The 19,843-nt window shown below is 62.6% G+C and carries 15 protein-coding genes and 1 pseudogene; 9 read left to right on the top strand and 7 right to left on the bottom strand.

Features of this window, described 5'->3' with window-relative positions; all coding sequences use genetic code 11:
• The first annotated feature begins 89 nt into the window (after positions 1 to 89).
• Positions 90 to 542: a YaiI/YqxD family protein gene (locus tag KW568_RS27880; RefSeq protein WP_003253654.1), complete on the top strand. Its 453-nt coding sequence runs from the start codon at positions 90 to 92 to the stop codon at positions 540 to 542.
• Between the two features lie 201 nt (positions 543 to 743).
• On the opposite strand, the gene elbB is transcribed toward KW568_RS27880, so the two are convergent.
• Positions 744 to 1,403 carry an isoprenoid biosynthesis glyoxalase ElbB gene (elbB, locus tag KW568_RS27875; RefSeq protein WP_004575829.1) on the bottom strand — a complete coding sequence of 220 codons (660 nt, stop codon included), beginning with the start codon at positions 1,401 to 1,403 and terminating at the stop codon, positions 744 to 746.
• Positions 1,404 to 1,515: 112 nt separating this feature from the next.
• Here elbB and KW568_RS27870 point away from each other — a divergent pair.
• A pseudogene (locus tag KW568_RS27870) lies at positions 1,516 to 2,142 on the top strand (sterol desaturase family protein); the annotation flags it as partial.
• 501 nt (positions 2,143 to 2,643) lie between these two features.
• Here KW568_RS27870 and KW568_RS27865 read toward each other — a convergent pair.
• On the bottom strand, positions 2,644 to 3,288 hold the full coding sequence (locus KW568_RS27865) for a DedA family protein (protein ID WP_012054060.1): 645 nt from the start codon (positions 3,286 to 3,288) through the stop codon (positions 2,644 to 2,646).
• 213 nt (positions 3,289 to 3,501) lie between these two features.
• On the opposite strand from KW568_RS27865, the gene ppk1 reads away from it, so the two are divergent.
• Complete coding sequence (ppk1, locus tag KW568_RS27860) at positions 3,502 to 5,745, top strand: polyphosphate kinase 1 (protein ID WP_003253658.1); 2,244 nt, start codon at positions 3,502 to 3,504, stop codon at positions 5,743 to 5,745.
• Here the strand turns inward: ppk1 and ppx are convergent.
• Positions 5,732 to 7,234 carry an exopolyphosphatase gene (gene ppx, locus KW568_RS27855; protein ID WP_003253659.1) on the bottom strand — a complete coding sequence of 501 codons (1,503 nt, stop codon included), beginning with the start codon at positions 7,232 to 7,234 and terminating at the stop codon, positions 5,732 to 5,734. The two genes, ppk1 and ppx, sit on opposite strands and share 14 nt — an antisense overlap.
• Before the next feature lie 253 nt (positions 7,235 to 7,487).
• Here ppx and trxA point away from each other — a divergent pair, with 253 nt between their 5' ends.
• From trxA to KW568_RS27830, 5 genes are all read left to right on the top strand, one after another.
• On the top strand, positions 7,488 to 7,817 hold the full coding sequence (gene trxA / locus KW568_RS27850; protein WP_003253660.1) for a thioredoxin TrxA: 330 nt from the start codon (positions 7,488 to 7,490) through the stop codon (positions 7,815 to 7,817).
• Between the two features lie 227 nt (positions 7,818 to 8,044).
• Positions 8,045 to 9,304: a transcription termination factor Rho gene (gene rho, locus KW568_RS27845; RefSeq protein WP_003253661.1), complete on the top strand. Its 1,260-nt coding sequence runs from the start codon at positions 8,045 to 8,047 to the stop codon at positions 9,302 to 9,304.
• A 207-nt stretch (positions 9,305 to 9,511) separates the two neighbouring features.
• Complete coding sequence (ubiD, locus tag KW568_RS27840) at positions 9,512 to 10,978, top strand: 4-hydroxy-3-polyprenylbenzoate decarboxylase (protein WP_003253663.1); 1,467 nt, start codon at positions 9,512 to 9,514, stop codon at positions 10,976 to 10,978.
• Positions 10,978 to 11,946 carry a CDP-6-deoxy-delta-3,4-glucoseen reductase gene (locus tag KW568_RS27835; protein ID WP_003253665.1) on the top strand — a complete coding sequence of 323 codons (969 nt, stop codon included), beginning with the start codon at positions 10,978 to 10,980 and terminating at the stop codon, positions 11,944 to 11,946. The genes ubiD and KW568_RS27835 overlap by 1 nt, the downstream gene beginning before the upstream one ends.
• 246 nt (positions 11,947 to 12,192) lie before the next feature.
• A complete protein-coding gene (locus KW568_RS27830; protein ID WP_012054059.1) occupies positions 12,193 to 12,843 on the top strand; it encodes a gamma-glutamylcyclotransferase in 651 nt (216 codons plus the stop codon).
• Positions 12,844 to 13,008: 165 nt separating this feature from the next.
• Here KW568_RS27830 and KW568_RS27825 read toward each other — a convergent pair whose 3' ends face one another.
• Entirely contained in the window at positions 13,009 to 13,986 is a 978-nt protein-coding gene (locus KW568_RS27825) for an NADPH:quinone oxidoreductase family protein (protein WP_003253669.1), read from the bottom strand.
• A 157-nt stretch (positions 13,987 to 14,143) separates the two neighbouring features.
• Here KW568_RS27825 and KW568_RS27820 point away from each other — a divergent pair, with 157 nt between their 5' ends.
• The gene (locus KW568_RS27820) at positions 14,144 to 14,548 is read left to right on the top strand and encodes a flagellar basal body-associated protein FliL (protein WP_003253671.1); all 405 of its coding nucleotides are present in this window, start codon (positions 14,144 to 14,146) and stop codon (positions 14,546 to 14,548) included.
• A gap of 483 nt (positions 14,549 to 15,031) precedes the next feature.
• Here KW568_RS27820 and KW568_RS27815 read toward each other — a convergent pair whose 3' ends face one another.
• The 3 genes from KW568_RS27815 to KW568_RS27805 are packed head-to-tail and all read right to left on the bottom strand — an operon-like array spanning position 15,032 to position 19,822.
• A complete protein-coding gene (locus KW568_RS27815) occupies positions 15,032 to 16,144 on the bottom strand; it encodes an ABC transporter permease (RefSeq protein ID WP_003253673.1) in 1,113 nt (370 codons plus the stop codon).
• 1 nt (position 16,145) lies between these two features.
• Positions 16,146 to 18,866: a ribosome-associated ATPase/putative transporter RbbA gene (rbbA, locus tag KW568_RS27810; RefSeq protein WP_003253676.1), complete on the bottom strand. Its 2,721-nt coding sequence runs from the start codon at positions 18,864 to 18,866 to the stop codon at positions 16,146 to 16,148.
• Positions 18,863 to 19,822: an HlyD family secretion protein gene (locus KW568_RS27805; RefSeq protein WP_003253678.1), complete on the bottom strand. Its 960-nt coding sequence runs from the start codon at positions 19,820 to 19,822 to the stop codon at positions 18,863 to 18,865. The genes rbbA and KW568_RS27805 overlap by 4 nt, the downstream gene beginning before the upstream one ends.
• Positions 19,823 to 19,843: the final 21 nt, after the last annotated feature.

Raw genomic sequence — 19,843 nt, 5'->3', positions numbered from 1 at the left:
CTGGCGCCATTTTTCCAGCGCTGGCCTGCTCCAGCTTTCGCTGCGCTTCAGGCATGATGGGCGCATTGAGTTCATGTAGAGAGTGTCCAATGCGTGTATGGATCGATGCCGACGCCTGCCCCAAGGCGGCCAAGGATCTGATCGTCAAGTTCGCCCTCAAGCGCAAGTTCGAGGTGGTGATGGTGGCGGGGCAGGCGGTGGCCAAGCCGGCGTTCGCGATCGTGCGTCTGATCGTGGTGCCCAGCGGCATGGATGCGGCCGACGATTACATTGTGGAGCACGCCGTGCCTGGCGAGCTGGTGATCTGCAGTGACGTGCCGCTGGCCGACCGCCTGGTGAAAAAGGGCGTGGCCGCACTGGACCCGCGTGGGCGTGAGTTCGACGAGCGCAACATGGGCGACCGCCTGGCGGCGCGCAACCTGTTCACCGAGCTGCGTGAGCAGGGGCAGGTGGGGGGCGGGCAGGCGGCCTATGGCGAACGTGAGAAACAGGCGTTTGCCAATGCACTGGACCGGATCATTGCCCGCCTCTCGAAAAGCTGAGCGCTGACACGGTTCCTGTCGGCGACAGCCCAGCGTGGCGCGGTGGATGGCACCGGCTTTGCCGGTGTTCGCGGGTAAACCCGCTCCTACAGGTGATCGCGCAGGCTTTTCATGAGTTGCCCCCACAGGTACCGAGTGGCCTTGAAGCCTGCGCTGGGCCTGTGGGAGCGGGCATGCCCGTGAAGAAGCCAACGCAGTAATTTACTCGTGCGTCAGCTCCAGCACTCGGTCCACCAGCTTGTAGATCCCGCCCGCCGCCTCGCTGATCGACTTGGCCTCCATGTACGCCGGGGTAGTCACGAGCTTGCGCTGGGTGTCTTCGACAATGTCGTGTACATCGCACGCTTCATGGGTGCCGCCCATCTTCTCGATAGCCGCTGCAGTGCCGGCATCGCTCCCGATGGTGCAGACCACGCCCGGCCCGTAGATCTTCGCCGCAAGCGCCGGCGAGATGCAGATCAGGCCAACGGGTTTGCAGGCGTCGGCAAAGGCTTCGGCCAAGGCCAGCACGTCTGGGTTCACGCTGCAGTTGGCGCCTTCCACGGCAAAGTTGGACAGGTTTTTAGCCACCCCGAAACCGCCCGGCACGATCAGTGCGTCGAAGTCTTCGGCCTTGGCTTCACGGATATCCTTGACCTCGCCGCGGGCAATGCGCGCCGACTCCACCAGCACATTGCGCGATTCGGGCATTTCTTCGCCGGTCAGATGGTTGATTACATGCATCTGTGCGATGTTCGGCGCGAAGCACTGCACCTGCGCACCGCGCTGGTCGAGGCGCAGCAGCGTGATCACGCTTTCGTGGATTTCGGCGCCGTCATACACGCCACAGCCGGAAAGAATCACCGCTACTTTTTTTGTCATGCTCATTACTCCAGTGTCGAGGCGCTAAATGTCCTCTAGTTTGGCAGATGTCGCCATAGGGATTCCTGCGGGGGCGGCCTAATCTTGGTGGATAACGCCTGAGGTCGCGCCCATGGACCTGATACTGCTGGCCGTGCCGTTCTTTTTTGTGCTGATAGCCGTCGAGCTGGTCGCCGACCGCGTGCGCGGCCAGCACAACTTCACCCTGGCCGACTCGATCAACAGCCTGAGTACCGGCGCACTGTCGACCAGTACCGGCCTGCTGACCAAAGGCGTAGGGCTGGTCACCTATGCTCTGGTCTTCGAGCACCTGGCGCTGTTGCAATTGCCGGCGCAGGCAGGGTGGGTCTGGTTGCTGGCCTTTGTCCTGTACGACTTCTGCTACTACTGGCTGCACCGCCTGGGGCATGAGCGCAACGTACTGTGGGCTGCGCACTCGGTGCATCACCAGAGCGAGGAGTACAACCTCACCACGGCGCTGCGCCAGACCAGTAGCGGGTTCCTCTTCTCGTGGTTGTTCTACCTGCCGCTGGCGCTGCTGGGTGTGCCGCCACTGGTGTTCATCACCGTCGCCTCGCTCAACCTGCTGTATCAGTTCTGGGTGCATACCCGGCATATCCCTAAACTTGGCTGGCTGGAGTGGGTGTTGATCACGCCGTCCAATCATCGCGTCCACCATGCGCAAAACCCTGCTTACTTGGATCGCAATTACGGTGGTGTGTTCATTCTTTGGGACCGTCTGTTCGGCACTTTCAAGGAGGAGGACCCGGCCGAGCCGGTGGTGTTCGGGGTGACCACGCCGCTGGCCAGCTGGAACCCGCTATGGGCCAACCTGCAGTTCTATGCCCAGCTCTGGCACGACGCCCGGCGCACCACCAGCCTGTGGGACAAGCTGCGTATCTGGTTCATGCCTACCGGCTGGCGCCCGGCCGATGTGGCCGCACGCTACCCACAGGCCAAACAGGACTTGGCGCTGTTTCGCAAGTTCGAGATTGCCCTGGGGCGCGGGCAGCAAGCCTATGTGGCGGCGCAGTTCGTGGTTTATGTGGCCTTGGGCAGCTACCTGATGGACGTGGCCGACCGCGTGCCGGCCGCCGCGCTGGTGCTCGGCTGGTCACTGATGGCGTTTGGTTTGTTCGTGCTGGGCGCGTTGCTGGAGAACCGGCCCTGGTCTGCACGCCTGGAGCTGGCGCGGTTGTGTCTGAATGCGCCGGCATTGTACCTGGCCGGCGCCTTGGGCTTAGCGGTGGTCGCGCCGCTGGCCTGGTTTCTGCTCGTGGCTTACAGCCTGCTCAGCCTCTGGGGGCTGGGCCTGGCTCGCCGCCCTGCGCTCCGCGCGCAGAGTACGGAAGCGCCGGCGCAGCCACAGCAGGCCGCCCAGCGCCACCAGGCCGCCAAGCACCCATAGCTCGTAACGTTTGACGTTGCCCAGCAAGCCTTCGAGGATGGCGCCGAAGTGGTAGGCGGCGGCGCCCAGGGCCACTGCCCAGATGCCCGCGCCAATCCCGTTCAGCAGCAGGTAGCGACGTGGCGGGTAACCCGACAGGCCGATGGCCACCGGCATGACCGTGCGCAAACCATAGACAAAGCGGAAGCTCAGCACCCAGATATCGGGGTGGCGGCGGATATGGTCCAGCGCCCGGTCGCCCATTGCCTGCCAGCGCGGCTTGCGCGCCAGGATCCTGCGCCCGTGGCGTCGGCCCATGAAGTACCACAACTGGTCGCCCGCGTAGCTGCCGAAGAAGGCCACCAGGCACACCAGATTGATATCCATGTAACCGCGGAACGCAAGGAACCCCGCAAGCACCAGAATGGTCTCGCCTTCAAAGAAGGTGCCTAGAAAAAGGGCGAAGTAGCCGAAATCCTGCAGGAATTGTTGAAGCATTTTCTGAGGTGCTGGCGAAATGAACGCGCAGCCTACCCCTTCGCGCGCGTTCGTGAAAGTGTCCAAATGTGTCTCGACGTGAACAATTCCAGCGCAGACAATGCCAGAGGCCCCGTGCCACGGCTTGCCCATATGTGTAACACGGGCGTCATAATGGGCGCTTATCTTGCCGCTCAATAGATGATAGGGCGTTAACGTCCTCAGGAACGCCAGATGAATAATGAAGTGCTAAGCCCTGTCGCGATCAAGGATGCTCAGGAGCTCCCAGAAGAGATGCTGCAGACCCCGCCAGACCTGCCTCCGGCGGCTGAGCCTGTAGCGGAGCCGGTGGCCGAGCCTGCAGCTCCGGTGCCCGCGCCGTCCCCGGCCATCGCCGTCCCTGGCCTGGACGACAGCAGCCTGTACATTCATCGCGAACTCTCGCAACTGCAGTTCAATATCCGGGTGCTGGAGCAGGCACTGGATGAGAGCTACCCGCTGCTGGAACGCCTCAAGTTCCTGTTGATCTTCTCCAGCAACCTCGACGAGTTCTTTGAGATTCGTGTCGCAGGCCTGAAGAAGCAGATCAACTTCGCCCGTGAACAGGCCGGCGCCGATGGCCTGCAACCGCACCAGGCGCTGGCGCGTATCAGCGAACTGGTGCACATCGAGGTAGAGCGCCAGTACGCGATCCTTAACGACGTGCTGCTGCCAGAGCTGGAAAAGCACCAGATCCGCTTCATCCGCCGCCGCTACTGGACACCCAAGCTCAAGACCTGGGTACGCCGCTACTTCCGCGACGAAATTGCCCCGATCATTACCCCGATTGGCCTCGACCCGACTCACCCGTTCCCGCTGCTGGTGAACAAGAGCCTCAACTTCATCGTCGAGCTCGAGGGGGTGGACGCCTTCGGTCGCGACTCGGGCCTGGCGATCATTCCGGCGCCACGCCTGCTGCCGCGGGTTATTCGCGTGCCGGAAGAGGTGGGCGGCCCGGGCGCAAACTATGTGTTCCTGTCGTCGATGATCCACGCGCACGCCGACGACCTGTTCCAGGGCATGAAGGTGAAGGGCTGCTACCAGTTCCGACTGACGCGCAACGCCGACCTGGCGCTTGACTCTGAAGAGGTCGACGACCTGGCCCGCGCGCTGCGCGGCGAGCTGTTCTCGCGCCGCTACGGTGATGCCGTGCGCCTGGAAGTGGCCGACACCTGCCCGAAACACCTGTCGGACTACCTGTTGAAGCAGTTCAGCCTCAGCGAAAGTGAGCTGTACCAGGTCAATGGCCCGGTCAACCTCACCCGCCTGTTCAGCATCACCGGCCTGGACAGCCACCCGGAGCTGCAATACACACCGTTCACCCCGGCGATCCCCAAGCTGCTGGCGAACGCTGACAACATTTTCAGTGTGATCAGCAAGCAGGACATCCTGCTGATGCACCCGTTCGAGTCCTTCACGCCAGTGGTCGACCTGCTGCGCCAGGCCGCCAAGGACCCGCACGTGCTCGCCGTGCGCCAGACCCTGTACCGCTCGGGGGCTAACTCGGAAATCGTCGACGCCCTGGTGGATGCAGCGCGTAACGGCAAGGAGGTCACTGCGGTGATCGAGTTGCGTGCGCGTTTTGACGAAGAGTCCAACCTGCAGATGGCCAGCCGCCTGCAAGCGGCCGGTGCGGTAGTGATCTACGGTGTGGTCGGCTTCAAGACCCACGCCAAGATGATGCTGATTCTGCGCCGCGAGCAGGGCGAGATCGTGCGTTATGCGCACCTGGGTACCGGTAACTACCACGCCGGCAACGCCCGCCTGTACACCGACTACAGCCTGCTGACCTCTGACGATGCGCTCACCGAAGACGTCGGCAAGCTGTTCAGCCAGTTGATCGGCATGGGCAAGACCTTGCGCATGAAGAAGCTGCTGCATGCGCCGTTCACCCTGAAAAAGGGCATGCTCGACATGATCGCGCGGGAAACCCAGTTTGCCCTTGAAGGCAAGCCGGCGCACATCATCGCCAAGTTCAACTCGCTGACCGACGCCAAAGTCATCAAGGCGCTGTACAAGGCCAGCCAGTCGGGCGTGAAAATCGACTTGGTGGTGCGTGGCATGTGCTGCCTGCGCCCGGGCATTCCGGGGGTTTCGCACAACATCCAGGTGCGCTCGATCATTGGCCGCTTCCTCGAGCACACGCGGGTGTTCTACTTCCTCAATGGCGGCGAAGAGCAGATCTACCTGTCCAGCGCCGACTGGATGGAGCGCAACCTCGACAAGCGTGTCGAGACCTGCTTCCCGGTGGAAGGCAAAAAACTGTTGCTGCGGGTGAAGAAGGAGCTGGAAGGCTACCTGACCGACAATACCCACGCCTGGACCTTGCAGCCGGACGGGCGCTACGTGCGCAGCACCCCGACCGGCAACCAGAACCCGCGCAGCGTTCAGGCGACCTTGCTGGAGCGCCTGAGCAACCCGGTCCTCAACGTACGCTGAGGACGAAGCCGACCCGGGCCAGCCACTCCGCCTCGTTGGCGAAGTCGGCCTGGGTCAGCTGGTTCTGCTCCAGCCAACCGTCAGGGAAAGCTACATCCAGGCTGTTGTCCCCGCCGTGCAGTTCTACCTTTGGCATTTGCTGAGTGCCGCGGATGTGGTGGAACAGGATGGCAAAGCGCAGCAGCACGCACAGGCGCAGCAGCTTGACCCCTTCATCACCCAGTTCGGCGTAACGGTCCTTGGGGATGTTGCGGCGGTGGCCGCGTACCAGCAGGGCCATCATCTGCTGATCTTCCCGGGAAAAGCCTGCCAGGTCCGAGTGCTCGATCAGATAGGCGCCGTGCTTGTGGTAGTGATAATGGGCAATGTCCAGCCCGATTTCGTGCACTTTCGCGGCCCAGCCCAGTAGATCGCGCCAGTTTCCGTCTTTCAGGTTCCAAGCGTCGGCCACCTGGTCGAATGCGTGCAACGCCTTGCGCTCGACGCGCGCAGCCTGGCCCTGGTCCACGTGATAGCGCTCCATCAGCGAGTTCAGGGTGCGTTCGCGCACGTCTTCGTGGTGGTGGCGGCCAAGCAGATCGAACAGCACACCTTCGCGCAGGGCGCCGTCGCAGTGGTCCATGCGGTTCAGTTCAAGGGCATCGAAGATCGCTTCGAGAATCGCCAAGCCCGCCGGGAAGATAGTGCGGCGGTCTGGCTTGACGCCGTCGAAGTCGATCTTGTCGACCTCGCCCAGCTTGAACAGCTTGCGTTTGACCCAGGCCAGGCCTTCGGCGTTGACCTCGCCATTGCCCAGGCCACCGGCCTTGATGGCAGCGCCGATGGCGCGAATGGTGCCGGATGAGCCGATGGCCTCATCCCAGGTCAGGCGGTGCAGGGCATTTTCGATGCTCATCAGTTCCAGGCGCGCGGCCGTGTAGGCCTGGGCATAGCGGGCCGGGGTGATCTTGCCGTCGCGGAAGTAACGCTGGGTAAAGCTCACGCAACCCATCTGCAGGCTTTCACGCAGCAGCGGCTCGAAGCGCTGGCCGATGATGAACTCGGTACTGCCGCCGCCGATGTCGGCCACCAGGCGCTTGCCGGGGGTGTCGGCCAGGGTGTGCGACACGCCCAGGTAGATCAGGCGCGCCTCTTCACGGCCAGAGATGACCTCCACCGGGTGGCCGAGGATGGCTTCGGCGCGCTGGATGAATTCGTTACGGTTGCGCGCTTCGCGCAAGGCGTTGGTACCGACGATACGCACGGCGCCTGCCGGCATGCCGTTGATCAGCTGGGAAAAGCGCTTGAGGCAATCCAGGCCCCTTTCCATTGCCTCTTCACTGAGCATGCGCTCTTCGTCGATGCCGGCGGCCAGTTGAACCTTCTCGCCGAGCCGCTCAAGGATACGGATTTCGGTATGGTGGGCCTTGGCCACGACCATGTGAAAACTGTTGGAGCCAAGGTCGATGGCGGCGATCAGGGACAGGTTCTTCGCGATGGTATGCGGCATGATCTGGTTGTTCTCGGTCGTTAACCTGGCAATCGTGCCACGATAGCAGGCTATCGCCAACGCGTGACACTCAGCCGTTGTACTGGCCTTGATGCAAGGCAATGTGCCATTCGATTCTATGACGGCCATATGACAGTTTCGATTCGCGCCGTCTTGCGCAACTATAGTTACACTCAATCGTCCGTGGCTTCCTGTCCGGCGTAGGTGCGGCTATCATGGGCCACGTTTTTTGCTTACGACCCTGGAGATATCCATGAGCAGCGATCTGATCAAACATGTCACCGACGCCTCCTTCGAAGCCGATGTCCTGAAGGCCGAAGGCGCGGTACTGGTCGACTACTGGGCTGAATGGTGCGGTCCATGCAAGATGATCGCTCCGGTTCTGGACGACATCGCTTCCACCTACGAGGGCAAACTGACCGTCGCCAAGCTGAACATCGACGAGAACCAGGAAACCCCGGCCAAGCACGGTGTGCGTGGTATCCCGACGCTGATGCTGTTCAAGAACGGCAACGTCGAAGCCACCAAGGTTGGTGCACTGTCCAAATCGCAGCTGGCCGCATTCCTCGACGCCCACCTGTGATGTGAAAAGGCCCCGCAAATGCGGGGCTTTTCTTTTTCAGAGCACTAGACGCAGAAAAAAGCAAGTGTTACATTCGGCCTCGCACTGCTTTTCCAGTGCCCTCTACATGCCGTCGCCGAAGCATCCCTAATTCGAATCAGTACGCGATCCTGTCGCCATCCAGCGGCGCGGCCTCATTAAGCCAGAAGCTTAATTCTCCCTTCTTACATGATTACGTCATTCCCCTTATGAACCTGACTGAACTCAAGCAAAAGCCGATTACCGATCTTTTGGAAATGGCCGAACAGATGGGCATCGAAAACATGGCCCGTTCGCGCAAACAGGACGTGATTTTCGCCCTGCTGAAGAAGCATGCGAAAAGCGGCGAAGAGATCTCGGGTGACGGCGTGCTGGAGATTCTCCAGGATGGTTTCGGTTTCCTGCGTTCGGCTGATGCGTCCTACCTGGCCGGCCCAGACGACATCTATGTCTCGCCCAGCCAGATCCGCCGTTTCAACCTGCGTACCGGCGACACCATCGTCGGCAAGATCCGCCCACCGAAGGAAGGGGAGCGTTACTTCGCCCTGCTGAAGGTCGATACCATCAACTTCGACCGCCCGGAAAACGCGAAGAACAAGATCCTGTTCGAAAACCTGACGCCGCTGTTCCCGAACAAGCGCCTGAAGATGGAGGCCGGTAACGGCTCCACCGAGGACTTGACCGGTCGCGTCATCGACCTGTGCGCCCCGATCGGCAAAGGCCAGCGCGGCCTGATCGTTGCCCCGCCGAAAGCCGGTAAGACGATCATGCTGCAGAACATTGCGGCCAACATCACCCGTAACAACCCTGAGTGCCACCTGATCGTCCTGCTGATCGACGAGCGCCCGGAAGAAGTGACCGAAATGCAGCGCACCGTGCGTGGCGAAGTGGTTGCTTCCACCTTCGACGAGCCGCCAACCCGCCACGTGCAGGTTGCCGAGATGGTGATCGAGAAGGCCAAGCGCCTGGTCGAGCACAAGAAAGATGTGGTTATCCTGCTGGACTCGATCACTCGACTGGCGCGTGCCTACAACACCGTGATCCCGAGCTCCGGCAAGGTGCTGACCGGTGGTGTCGACGCCCACGCCCTCGAGAAGCCCAAGCGCTTCTTCGGTGCTGCGCGTAACATCGAGGAAGGCGGTTCGCTGACCATTATCGCCACTGCGCTGGTTGAAACCGGCTCGAAGATGGACGAAGTGATCTACGAAGAGTTCAAGGGCACCGGCAACATGGAGCTGCCGCTGGACCGCCGCATCGCCGAGAAGCGTGTGTTCCCGGCCATCAACATCAACCGCTCCGGCACCCGCCGCGAAGAGTTGCTGACCGCTGACGACGAACTGCAGCGTATGTGGATTCTGCGCAAGCTGCTGCACCCGATGGACGAAATCGCTGCCATCGAGTTCCTGGTCGACAAGCTCAAGCAGACCAAGACCAACGATGAGTTCTTCCTGTCGATGAAGCGCAAGTAAGCGAGCGTTTCAGGCTGGATTGATTGGGGCCGCCTTGCGGCCCTTCGCGGGCAAGCCCGCTCCTACACAGGTCACTGCGGCCCTTGTAGGAGCGGGCTTGCCCGCGAAGGGGTGCAAAGCGGCCCCAATGCATTTTCACCCCCAAACAAGGCCCGAACGGCGCTACACTCTGCACCCCGACCGATACGGCCAACACGAGGCTCCTGCATGCAGTATCGCGACTTGCGCGACTTCATCCGTGGCCTGGAACAGCGCGGCGAGCTCAAGCGCATCCAGGTACCGATCTCCCCCGTCCTGGAAATGACCGAGGTCTGCGACCGCACCCTGCGCGCCAAGGGCCCGGCATTGTTGTTCGAAAAGCCCACCGGCTTCGACATCCCAGTGCTGGGCAACCTGTTCGGTACTCCGGAGCGGGTGGCCATGGGCATGGGCGCCGAGTCGGTCAGCGAACTGCGGGAAATCGGCAAGCTGCTGGCCTTCCTCAAGGAGCCCGAGCCGCCCAAGGGCCTGAAGGACGCCTGGTCGAAGCTGCCGATCTTCAAGAAGGTCGTGTCGATGGCGCCAAAAGTGGTCAAGGACGCGGTGTGCCAGGAAGTGGTGGTCGAGGGTGACGATGTCGACCTTGGCACGCTGCCGATTCAGCACTGCTGGCCTGGCGACGTGGCGCCGCTGATTACCTGGGGCCTCACCGTGACCCGTGGTCCGAACAAGGACCGCCAGAACCTGGGCATCTACCGCCAGCAGGTGATCGGCCGCAACAAGGTGATCATGCGCTGGCTCAGCCACCGTGGCGGCGCCCTCGACTACCGAGAGTGGTGCGAGAAGAACCCCGGCCAGCCGTTTCCGGTCGCCGTGGCCCTGGGCGCTGACCCAGCGACCATTCTCGGCGCGGTGACCCCGGTCCCGGACACCCTTTCCGAGTACGCCTTCGCCGGCCTGCTGCGAGGCAATCGCACCGAACTGGTCAAGTGCCGTGGCAGCAACCTGCAGGTACCGGCAACCGCCGAGATCATTCTGGAAGGGGTGATCCACCCAGGCGAAATGGCCCCGGAAGGCCCTTACGGCGATCACACGGGCTACTACAACGAAGTGGACAGTTTCCCGGTGTTCACCGTTGAGCGCATCACCCACCGGCAAAAACCGATCTACCACAGCACCTACACCGGCCGGCCGCCAGATGAGCCGGCCATTCTCGGCGTGGCGCTGAACGAAGTGTTCGTGCCGATCCTGCAGAAGCAGTTCCCGGAAATCACCGACTTCTACCTGCCGCCGGAAGGCTGCTCGTACCGCATGGCGGTGGTGACCATGAAGAAACAGTACCCAGGCCACGCCAAGCGCGTAATGCTGGGTGTGTGGTCGTTCCTGCGACAGTTCATGTACACCAAGTTCGTTATTGTCACCGATGACGATATCAACGCTCGTGACTGGAACGATGTGATCTGGGCCATTACCACGCGCATGGACCCCAAGCGTGATACGGTAATGATTGACAACACCCCGATCGACTACCTGGACTTTGCGTCACCGGTGTCGGGGCTGGGTTCGAAGATGGGCCTGGACGCTACTCACAAGTGGCCGGGCGAGACTACACGCGAATGGGGCCGGGTCATCGTCAAGGATGAGGCCGTCACCCGCCGTATCGATGAGCTGTGGGATCAGTTGGGAATAGATTGATGCAGGTAACGTTGCAGCCGTCCGGGGCGGTGCTGGCGCTTGAACCCGGGGAACGGATCCTGGATGGAGCACGGCGGCTGGGCTATGACTGCCCAAACAGCTGCCGCAATGGCAATTGCCATGTTTGCGCCGCGTTGTTGGTTGAAGGACGGGTTCGCCAGGATGGCGAAGTCCGCGACCATGGTGAGTTGTTCACCTGCATTGCCGAACCGCTGGAGGACTGCGTGTTGCTCTGGGACGGTGTGCTTGCCTTGGGCGAGCTGCCAGTGCGCAAGCTGGCGTGCAGCGTCAGTGAGTGCGTCGACGTCGGCGGCGACGTCTGGCGGGTGCGCCTGCGTGCGCCTGCCGGTAAACCTCTGCGTTATCACGCGGGGCAATACCTGATGATCGAACGTGAGGGCGGCAAGCAGGCAGCTTTCTCGCTGGCGTCCGCGCCACATGCCGGGCGTGAACTGGAGCTGCATGTGCTGGCGCGTGAGCCCAGTGCGGTGCAACTGATCGACCAGCTGAGGCGAGATGGCCTGGCGCGCATTGAAATGCCGTTTGGCGACACCCACCTGGCCGAGCTGCCCGACGGGCCGCTGGTGCTGATTGCCGCCGGCACTGGCATGGGCCAGATGCACAGCCTGGTCGAGCACTGCCGGGCTCAGGGCTTCAAGCACCCGGTACACCTGTACTGGGGGGTGCGCCGGCCCGAGGATTTCTATCAGATCGAGCACTGGGACGAATGGCAGCGTCTGCCTAACCTGTTCCTGCATCAAGTGGTCAGCGACCTGTGTGGCTGGGAAGGCCGCTGCGGCATGCTGCATGAAGCGGTCTGCGACGACATTGCCGACCTCAATAGCGTGCATGTGTATGCCAGCGGCTCACCGAACATGATCTACGCCACGCTCGACGCCTTGGTCGAAGCCGGTATGGATGCGCACCGCATGCGTGCCGATGTGTTCGCCTATGCGCCGCGCGGTTAATAACCGAAGTTTGAAAGTGTCGGTATAAGGCGGTAATTGTTACCGCCTTGGCCAATAACTTTCACCGCTGCTGAAACAGTACTTCCCAGTCGTCGGAGCCGTGTATGAAACACGTGCTCAAGGGCTTGAGTATTCCTGCAATTCTGGCCTATGGTTACTGCAAGCGCCCTTGGTAAAGCGGCCTGGGGCCGCAGCGTAATCGAAGCTCGCTACATCCGTAGTTCACAGGAATAATGGCGGCAGCTTATGTCGGCACTTGAAAGTATGTCTTGGGAAGTTTCATACCCTCCGGCACTTGATTTCGGTCAGCAACATACTCGCGAACAGTTGTTCAGCTCCATGAAAACAACCATGTCCAGGCATCAGGGTGGGCCGGTGTGGCTGTTTGCCTATGGTTCGTTGATCTGGCGCCCGGAGTGCAATTCGGTGGAGCGCCAGCGCGCGCGGGTACATGGTTATCACCGTGGCTTGTACCTGTGGTCGCATGAACATCGCGGTACCCCGGAAACGCCCGGGCTGGTGTTTGGCCTGGACCGCGGTGGCTCCTGCAGCGGCTTTGCCTACCGGCTGGATGAACGCAACCTGGACGACTCACTGATGGCCCTGTGGCAACGCGAGATGCCCTATCCGGCATACCGGCCGCACTGGCTCAACTGCCGCCTGGGCGATGGTAGCAAGGTGCAGGCCTTGGGCTTTGTACTGGAGCGGCATCTGCCGTGCTATGCCGGTAACTTGCCGGATACGTTGCTCAGCCAGATCCTGGCCAGTGCCAAGGGGCGTTATGGCACCACGCGTGACTATGTCGAGCAGACCTTGAATGCACTGCGCAGTCACCAGATGCCCGATCGCAACCTGGAAGCGCGATTCAGGCGTTGCCACAATCTGCGCGAAGTGTGAGCAACCTGTTCCGGCCTCTTCGCGGGTAATCCCTGTAGGCGCGGGTTTACCCGCGAATACGGTGGTGCCGACAACGGTGAACGGCGGGTGGAATTGGCCGGCAGGCCCGGCCCTTTCGCGGGTAAACCCGCGCCTACAGGCGACCGCGCAGAGGCCGGTACTGCCTTACCTGGCCAGCACCACCAACTTACCCACCGCCTGCCGTTGCCCCAGCTTCTCGATAGCAGCCCCGGCTTCTTCCAGTGGATAAGTCTGCGACACCAGCGGCTTCAACTTGCCCTCGGCATGCCAGGCAAACAGCTGGTGAAAGTTGGCCGCGTTGTCCTCCGGCTGGCGCTGGGCAAATGCCCCCCAGAACACGCCCAGTACCGCCGCGCCCTTGAGCAGCACCAGGTTGGCCGCCAGCTGTGGAATGCTGCCACTGGCAAAACCCACCACCAGCAGCCTGCCATTCCAGGCCAGCCCGCGCACCGCTTGTTCGAACAGCTCGCCACCGACCGGGTCATAGATCACGTCCACGCCCTGGCCACCGGTCAGGCGTTTGATTTCTTCGCGCAGGTTGGCCTGGCTGTAGTCGATCAGCTCATCCGCCCCGGCAGCCTTGGCCACGGCCAGTTTCTCGGCACTGCTGGCCGCCGCGATCACCCGCGCGCCCATGGCCTTGCCGATCTCCACCGCCGCCAGGCCCACCCCGCCGGAAGCGCCCAGTACCAGCAGGGTCTCGCCGGCTTGCAACTGGCCACGCTGGCGCAGGGCGTGCATCGAGGTGCCGTAGGTCATGCCGAAGGCCGCAGCGGTGGTGAAGTCCATGCTCGCCGGGATCGGCAGAACGTTATAGAACGGCACCGCCACTTGCTCGGCGAACGCACCCCAGCCGGTGAGCGCCATGACCCGGTCGCCGACCTTGAACGCGCCGGCCTTTTCGCCGACGGCGGCCACCACGCCTGCTGCCTCGCCACCCGGAGAGAACGGCAGCGGTGGCTGGAACTGGTACTTGCCTTCGATGATCAAGGTGTCGGGGAAGTTGACCCCGGCAGCCTGCACGTCCAGCAGGATCTCGTTCTTCTTCGGCAGTGGGCTGGCCACCTCTTCCAGCACCAGGTTGCGCGCCGGACCCAGGGTTTTGCACAACACAGCTTTCATCGGGGCTATTCCTTTGCGGGTAGTGGCCGATAAGTGTAGGAGGGCCGCTTGGCAGGTCAACGAGCATGGCCCGCCCTGATGGGCCGGCATAAGCCCGAGCTTGGGTTTGAGCGGTGTGCTGGGTAAGCTGGCGCCAACTGTATTGAGGAGCGAATTCGTGAAAGCGTGGATCTTGATGGTGCTGGCGCTGCTGCTGCCGGCTGCGGCCATGGCCGAGGAAGCCAAGGAAGGGGTGCCCAAGGTCGCCTACATCAGTCTGAGCCCGCCCTTCGTTGGCAACTATGCGCTCGACGGCAGCCCGCGGCTGCGCGTGTACAAGGCTGACGTGGCCCTGCGCGTGACGGGCGACGAAGCGGCCAAGACGGTAAAGCACCACGAACCGCTGATCCGTAACCAGCTGGTGGCACTGTTCACCCAGCAGACGGTGGACAGCATGAGCAACGTCGAGGCCAAGGAGCATCTTCGCCAAGAGGCGCTGAAACAGGTGCAGCAGGTGCTGGAGGCGGAAGAGGGCAAGCCGATCGTTGAAGACTTGCTGTTCAACAACCTGATTGTGCAGTGACCTGAAACAGTGTGAGGTCCATCACTGGTAAGTCGGATTGAATCCAGGCTTACCCCGTGTGTAGGACCCTTCTGTCTTTCCTGTAAGCCATGCTGGGCCAAGTGCGACATGATCTACACGGTGGCTACCTCCAGATTGGACAGATGTCGGGTCAAATCGCGGCAAGGAAGTGGTCGGGAATACATGACCTTTACAATGCGGCCAGAGCATTTCGCCGCCGTGAGGGCTGCAGTTGGCTTTACGCTGGGTTTCACACATCCAGCAACAGAGCGGTCTGTTGTCAATGTTACGCTCGATGCGTGATGATCAGCCTGTTCCCGCAAGGGGCTTGTAAGACTCTGAGGATCCTGGTTCGACCAGCAATTACAGAGCCGGGCAGGTATATGGCGATGACAAGTCGACCTGTCTGTGAGTAGGGCGCCGAAAGGCGCCCTTTGTCTTTGTGCCAGTTTTCCAATTTTCGGCGGACGCTCGCGCATGCCTTCAAGACGCCAGGCTCCGACGAAACCGTGCCAGCGCCACGCTGAAGAACACCAGGCCGATCAGCGTCAGCGCCAGGATATCCGGCCATACCACCGCCCACCCGGCATCCCTGAACAGGATTGCGGCACTCAGGCTGACAAAGTGCGTTGAGGGTGACCCTTGCATCACCCACTGCAGCCACTGCGGCATGCTGTCCAGAGGTGTGCTGCCGCCGGACAGCAACAGCATCGGGATGATCACCGGGATCGCCAGCAGGCCGAACTGCGGCGTCGAGCGCGCCAGGGTGGCGAGGAAAATGCCCAGCGATGTACTGGCGAACAGGTACAGCGCGGTCACGGCCAGGAACAGCCCCATCGAGCCAGACAGCGGCACGCCCAGTGCACCTTTGACGACTACCACCAACGAAATCCAGGTGCAGATCACCACCACCAGCGCGTTGCTGCCGATCTTGGCCAGCATGATCTCCAGCGCGGTCAACGGCAGCACCAGCAGGTGGTCGAGGGTGCCATGCTCACGCTCGCGCAGCAGCGCGGTCCCGGTGAGGATGATCGCCAGGATGGTGATGTTGTTGACGATCTGGATCACGGCCAGAAACCAGCCCCCCTCCAGGTTGGGGTTGAACAGCGCCTTGGGGTTGATCAGCACCGGGCTTTGCTCGTTACCACGCTGGCTGTAGTCGAGCAGCTCGCGCTCGAAGATGCGGCCGATGTAGCCGGCGCCCATGAACGCTTGGCTCATGGCTGTAGCATCGACGTTGATCTGCAGCTCCGGCGAGCGCCCGGCCAGCAGGTCGCTCTGAAAGTTCACCGGTATGTTGATGACGAAGGTGTACTGGCCACTGTCCATGGCCTGGTCCAGGCGCTGCGGAGGCAGCGGCACGGCTGGCTGGAACTCGGGCGGTTGCAGGGCTTCGCTGAGCTTGCGCGAGAGCAGGCTATGGTCTTCATCCACCACCGCCACGCTGGCGTTGTGTACACCGATCACCGAGCCGGCTGCCGGCATGTAGATCGCCACGCTGAAGGCATATAACAGGAACAGCAGCAGGACGCTGTCATGGCGCAGGCTGGTCAGTTCTTTCAGGCCCAGGCGCAGGGTGTGGTTCAGGCGCGACATGTCAGGCCTCCTGCTTTTTCAGCATTGCCAGGCTCAGGCCGGTGAACGCGGCAAAGAAGCTCAGCAGGATCAGGCACTGCGGCCACAACTCGCGCAGGCCTAACGCCTTGGTGAAGGTGCCGACTGCGATGTCGAGGAAGTAGCCCGCCGGGAACAACTGGCCCATCACCGCTGCCGCGCCGTCCAGCGACGAGCGTGGCACGATCAGCCCGGAAAACTGGATGGTCGGCAGGCTGGTAATGATCATGGTGCCGAGAATGGCGGCGATCTGGGTGCGGGTGAATGCCGAAATCAGCAGGCCCAGGCTGGTGGTTGCCAGCAGGTAGGCCACGCCGCCACATGCCAAAGCCAGTACGCTGCCCTTGAGCGGTACGGCGAACAGCCAGCGGTTCATCGCCACCAGCAGCGCCAGGTTGACCAGGCTCACAGCCAGGTAGGGCATCTGCTTGCCAAGCAGGAATTCCAGGCGGGTGAGGGGTGTGGCGTAGAAGTTGGTGATGGAGCCGAGCTCCTTCTCGCGCACGATGCCCAGTGCCGTGAGCATGGCCGGAATGAAGGCCAGTATCAGTGCCATCACGCCCGGGCCGATGGCGTTCACGCTGACCACATCCTGGTTGTAGCGGAAACGCGTTTCCAGGCGCACCGGGTCCTGGCGTGGCTGCGGTTGTGGGCTGGCCTTTGCCAGTTGCTCCAGGTTGGCCTGGTGCACGGCTTCCACGTAGTTGCGGCTGGTTTCGGCGCGGAACGGCATGCCACCGTCGAGCCAGGCAGCCACCACCGGCTGGCGTCCTGCGTACAGGTCGCGACCAAAGCCGGGCGGAATTTCCAGTGCCAGTTTGATTTCCGAGCGTTGCAGGCGCTGGTGCAGCTCGCTGCTGTCGCGGATCGGCGCCTGTTCGGCGAAGTAGCGTGAGCCACGGAAGGCTTCGAGGTAGGCACGACTTTGCGGGCTCTGGTCCTGATCGTGCACGGCGAAGGCGAGGTTTTCCACATCCAGTGAAATGCCGTAGCCGAAGATCACCATCATGAACAGTGCACCCAGTAGGGCGAAGGCCAGGCGCACCTTGTCGCGCAGCAGCTCCTTGCCCTCACGGCCGGCCACTGCGAGCAGGCGACGCAGGCTGAAACCCTGGCGCAGCGGTAGGGTGGGGGTGGACGCCTGTTCCAGCACGCTGCTGTCGGTGGCGGCTGGCGCCAGTTCCTGGGCCTGTTCCAGGCAGCGGACGAACGCGTCTTCCAGCGTGTCGCCCTGGTACTGGTGCTGCAGGGCATCGGGCGTGTCGCAGGCCAGCACCCGCCCGGCGTGCATCAGCGAAATACGATCGCAGCGCTGGGCTTCGTTCATGAAGTGGGTGGAGAGGAAAATGGTCACGCCCTGCTCGCGGGACAGCTCTACCAGCAGGCGCCAGAAGTCGTCGCGGGCGGCGGGGTCGACGCCGGAGGTCGGTTCGTCGAGGATCAAGACTTCCGGGCGATGCAGAACCGCCACTGCCAGCGACAGGCGCTGGCGCAAACCAAGGGGCAGGGCGCCAGACGGTTGGTCGGCGATAGCGGCGAGGTCGAAGCGCTCGATCAGCTCATCGATGCGCTGGGCGCTCTCGGCTTTGGGCAAGTCGAACAGGCGGGCATGCAGGGCCAGGTTCTGCCGGGTGCTGAGCTCGCCATACAGAGAGAAACTCTGCGACATGAAGCCGACCCGCTTGCGTGTGGCCAGGTCGCTGGCGTCCACCGGGCGCCCCAGCAGGCTGGCGCTGCCCTCGCTGGCCGGCATCAGGCCGGTGAGCACTTTCATGGTGGTGGTCTTGCCGCAACCGTTGGAACCCAGGAAGCCGAAGATCTCCCCGCGGCCAATGGCGAAACTGACCTTGTTCACCGCTGTGAAGTCGCCAAAGCGCAGGGTCAGGTCGTGTGCCTCGATGGCGACCGGGCCGTCCGTGGCTTGGCGCGGCGGGATTGCCAGTGGTTGATGCTGCGCCTTGCCCGCGCCCTGGTAGTGGGTAAAGGCATCATCCAGTTTGCCGCTCGGGGTGACTGCAGCCAGTTCGTGGCTAGGGCCGGCGGCCAGCAGCCGGCCGCGATCGAGCATCAGGCAATGCTCGAACTGTTCGGCTTCTTCCATGTAGGCGGTAGCCACCAGCAGGGTCAGTTGCGGGCGTTGTGCGCGAACCTGTTCAACCAGCTCCCAGAAGCGCCGCCGCGACAGTGGGTCGACGCCGGTGGTCGGCTCGTCCAGGATAAGCAGGTCTGGCTCGTGGATCAGCGCGCAGCAAAGGCCCAGCTTCTGCTTCATGCCTCCCGACAGCTTGCCGGCCGGGCGCTGGGCAAAGCGCTGCAGGTCGGTGGCCTGCAACAGATTGGCCATGCGCTGTTCACACTCACGGCGGCCCAGCCCGAACAGGGTGGCAAAAAAACGGATGTTCTCGCTGATCGACAGTTCCGGGTACAGGTTGTTGCCCAGCCCTTGCGGCATGAACGCCACTTTGGGGTAGAGCGCCGTGCGATGGCGGCGTTGGCGGATCGAGCCACCCAGCACCTGCAGCTCTCCCTGCTGTAGGCGTTTCACGCCGGCGATCAGCCCCAGCAGGGTCGATTTGCCCGCCCCGTCAGGGCCTATCAGCGCGCAGCGGGTACCCACAGGGAGGCTGAAGCCTAGTGGGTGGAGGGCTATCACGTCGCCGTAACGGTGGCTGATGCCTTCGGCCAGCAGTGCCGGGGCGTTCATTGCAGGTTGGCCGGCCAGTCCACCTCAGCCGTGCGTACATAGCCGGCGCCTGGCATGCCTGGTTTGGCTTGCGGCACGGCGCCTGGGTCGCTCAGGCGCAGTTTGACCCGGAACACCAGCTTTTGCCGTTCGTCGCGGGTTTCCACCTGTTTGGGGGTGAACTGGGCCTTGGCTGCGACAAAGGCCACCTTGGCCGGCAGCGCGCGCTCGGGCAGGGCGTCGAGCACGATGCGCGCCTGGTCGCCTACGGTCAGCCGGCCGCTGGTGGACGCCGGCAGGTACAGGTTCATGTACTGGTCGCTGGGGTCGATCAGCATCAGCACACGGCCGCCGGCACCCAGCACTTCACCGGGTTCAGCCAGGCGCAGCTGGATGATGCCGTTGATGGGCGCACGCAGGCTGCTGTCGTCGATTTCACTGGTGAGCTGCGCCACTTGGGCTTCGGCGGCGCCAATGGCGGCCTTGATCGCTGCCAGTTGGGCGCGGGCAGCGACTACTGCTGCGTTGGCCGTGTCAAAGCGCGCCTGCTGTTGGTCGAGCAACTGCTGGCTGGCGAACTTGCGCTGGAAGATTTCGCGTACGCGCTTGAGCTCCTGGCTGGCCAACAGCAGTTCACTCTGGCGCAGTTGCACGGTGGCCTGGGCGGCGGCGTAGTTTTCCCGGGCGCGCAGCACTTCGGCTTCGGCCTGGCTGCGCTGGGCTTCCATGGTGCGTGTGTCGATGCGTGCCAGTAGCTGGCCACGGGTCACGTTGTCGCCTTCATCGACCAGTACTTCGGCCAGGCGACCGGGGATCTTGCTGGCGATCTGCACTTCGGTGGCTTCAAGGCGGCCGTTGCCCATGCTCAGGCCTTCGGGCAACTGGTCGTGAAGCGACTTCCAGTACCCCAGCCCGCCGGCCGCAGCGAGCAGTGCGATCAGTGCAGTGGCGAAGATTCTAGGGGCGTATCGGTTCATCGTTCTGCATCCTTGCGGTCA

The organism is Pseudomonas sp. HD6515 (genome assembly GCF_024971855.1).
Lineage (GTDB): Bacteria > Pseudomonadota > Gammaproteobacteria > Pseudomonadales > Pseudomonadaceae > Aquipseudomonas > Aquipseudomonas alloputida.
The sequence above is the reverse complement of the archived record's forward strand: the minus strand, read 5'-3'. Positions and strand labels throughout refer to the sequence as shown.

Coding starts and splice junctions, on each gene's coding strand:
- KW568_RS27880 (WP_003253654.1), top strand. CDS start 90: ATGCGTGTATGGATCGATGCCGACGCCTGCCCCAAGGCGGCCAAGGAT.
- elbB (WP_004575829.1), bottom strand. CDS start 1,403: ATGACAAAAAAAGTAGCGGTGATTCTTTCCGGCTGTGGCGTGTATGAC.
- KW568_RS27865 (WP_012054060.1), bottom strand. CDS start 3,288: ATGCTTCAACAATTCCTGCAGGATTTCGGCTACTTCGCCCTTTTTCTA.
- ppk1 (WP_003253658.1), top strand. CDS start 3,502: ATGAATAATGAAGTGCTAAGCCCTGTCGCGATCAAGGATGCTCAGGAG.
- ppx (WP_003253659.1), bottom strand. CDS start 7,234: ATGCCGCATACCATCGCGAAGAACCTGTCCCTGATCGCCGCCATCGAC.
- trxA (WP_003253660.1), top strand. CDS start 7,488: ATGAGCAGCGATCTGATCAAACATGTCACCGACGCCTCCTTCGAAGCC.
- rho (WP_003253661.1), top strand. CDS start 8,045: ATGAACCTGACTGAACTCAAGCAAAAGCCGATTACCGATCTTTTGGAA.
- ubiD (WP_003253663.1), top strand. CDS start 9,512: ATGCAGTATCGCGACTTGCGCGACTTCATCCGTGGCCTGGAACAGCGC.
- KW568_RS27835 (WP_003253665.1), top strand. CDS start 10,978: ATGCAGGTAACGTTGCAGCCGTCCGGGGCGGTGCTGGCGCTTGAACCC.
- KW568_RS27830 (WP_012054059.1), top strand. CDS start 12,193: ATGTCGGCACTTGAAAGTATGTCTTGGGAAGTTTCATACCCTCCGGCA.
- KW568_RS27825 (WP_003253669.1), bottom strand. CDS start 13,986: ATGAAAGCTGTGTTGTGCAAAACCCTGGGTCCGGCGCGCAACCTGGTG.
- KW568_RS27815 (WP_003253673.1), bottom strand. CDS start 16,144: ATGTCGCGCCTGAACCACACCCTGCGCCTGGGCCTGAAAGAACTGACC.
- rbbA (WP_003253676.1), bottom strand. CDS start 18,866: ATGAACGCCCCGGCACTGCTGGCCGAAGGCATCAGCCACCGTTACGGC.
- KW568_RS27805 (WP_003253678.1), bottom strand. CDS start 19,822: ATGAACCGATACGCCCCTAGAATCTTCGCCACTGCACTGATCGCACTG.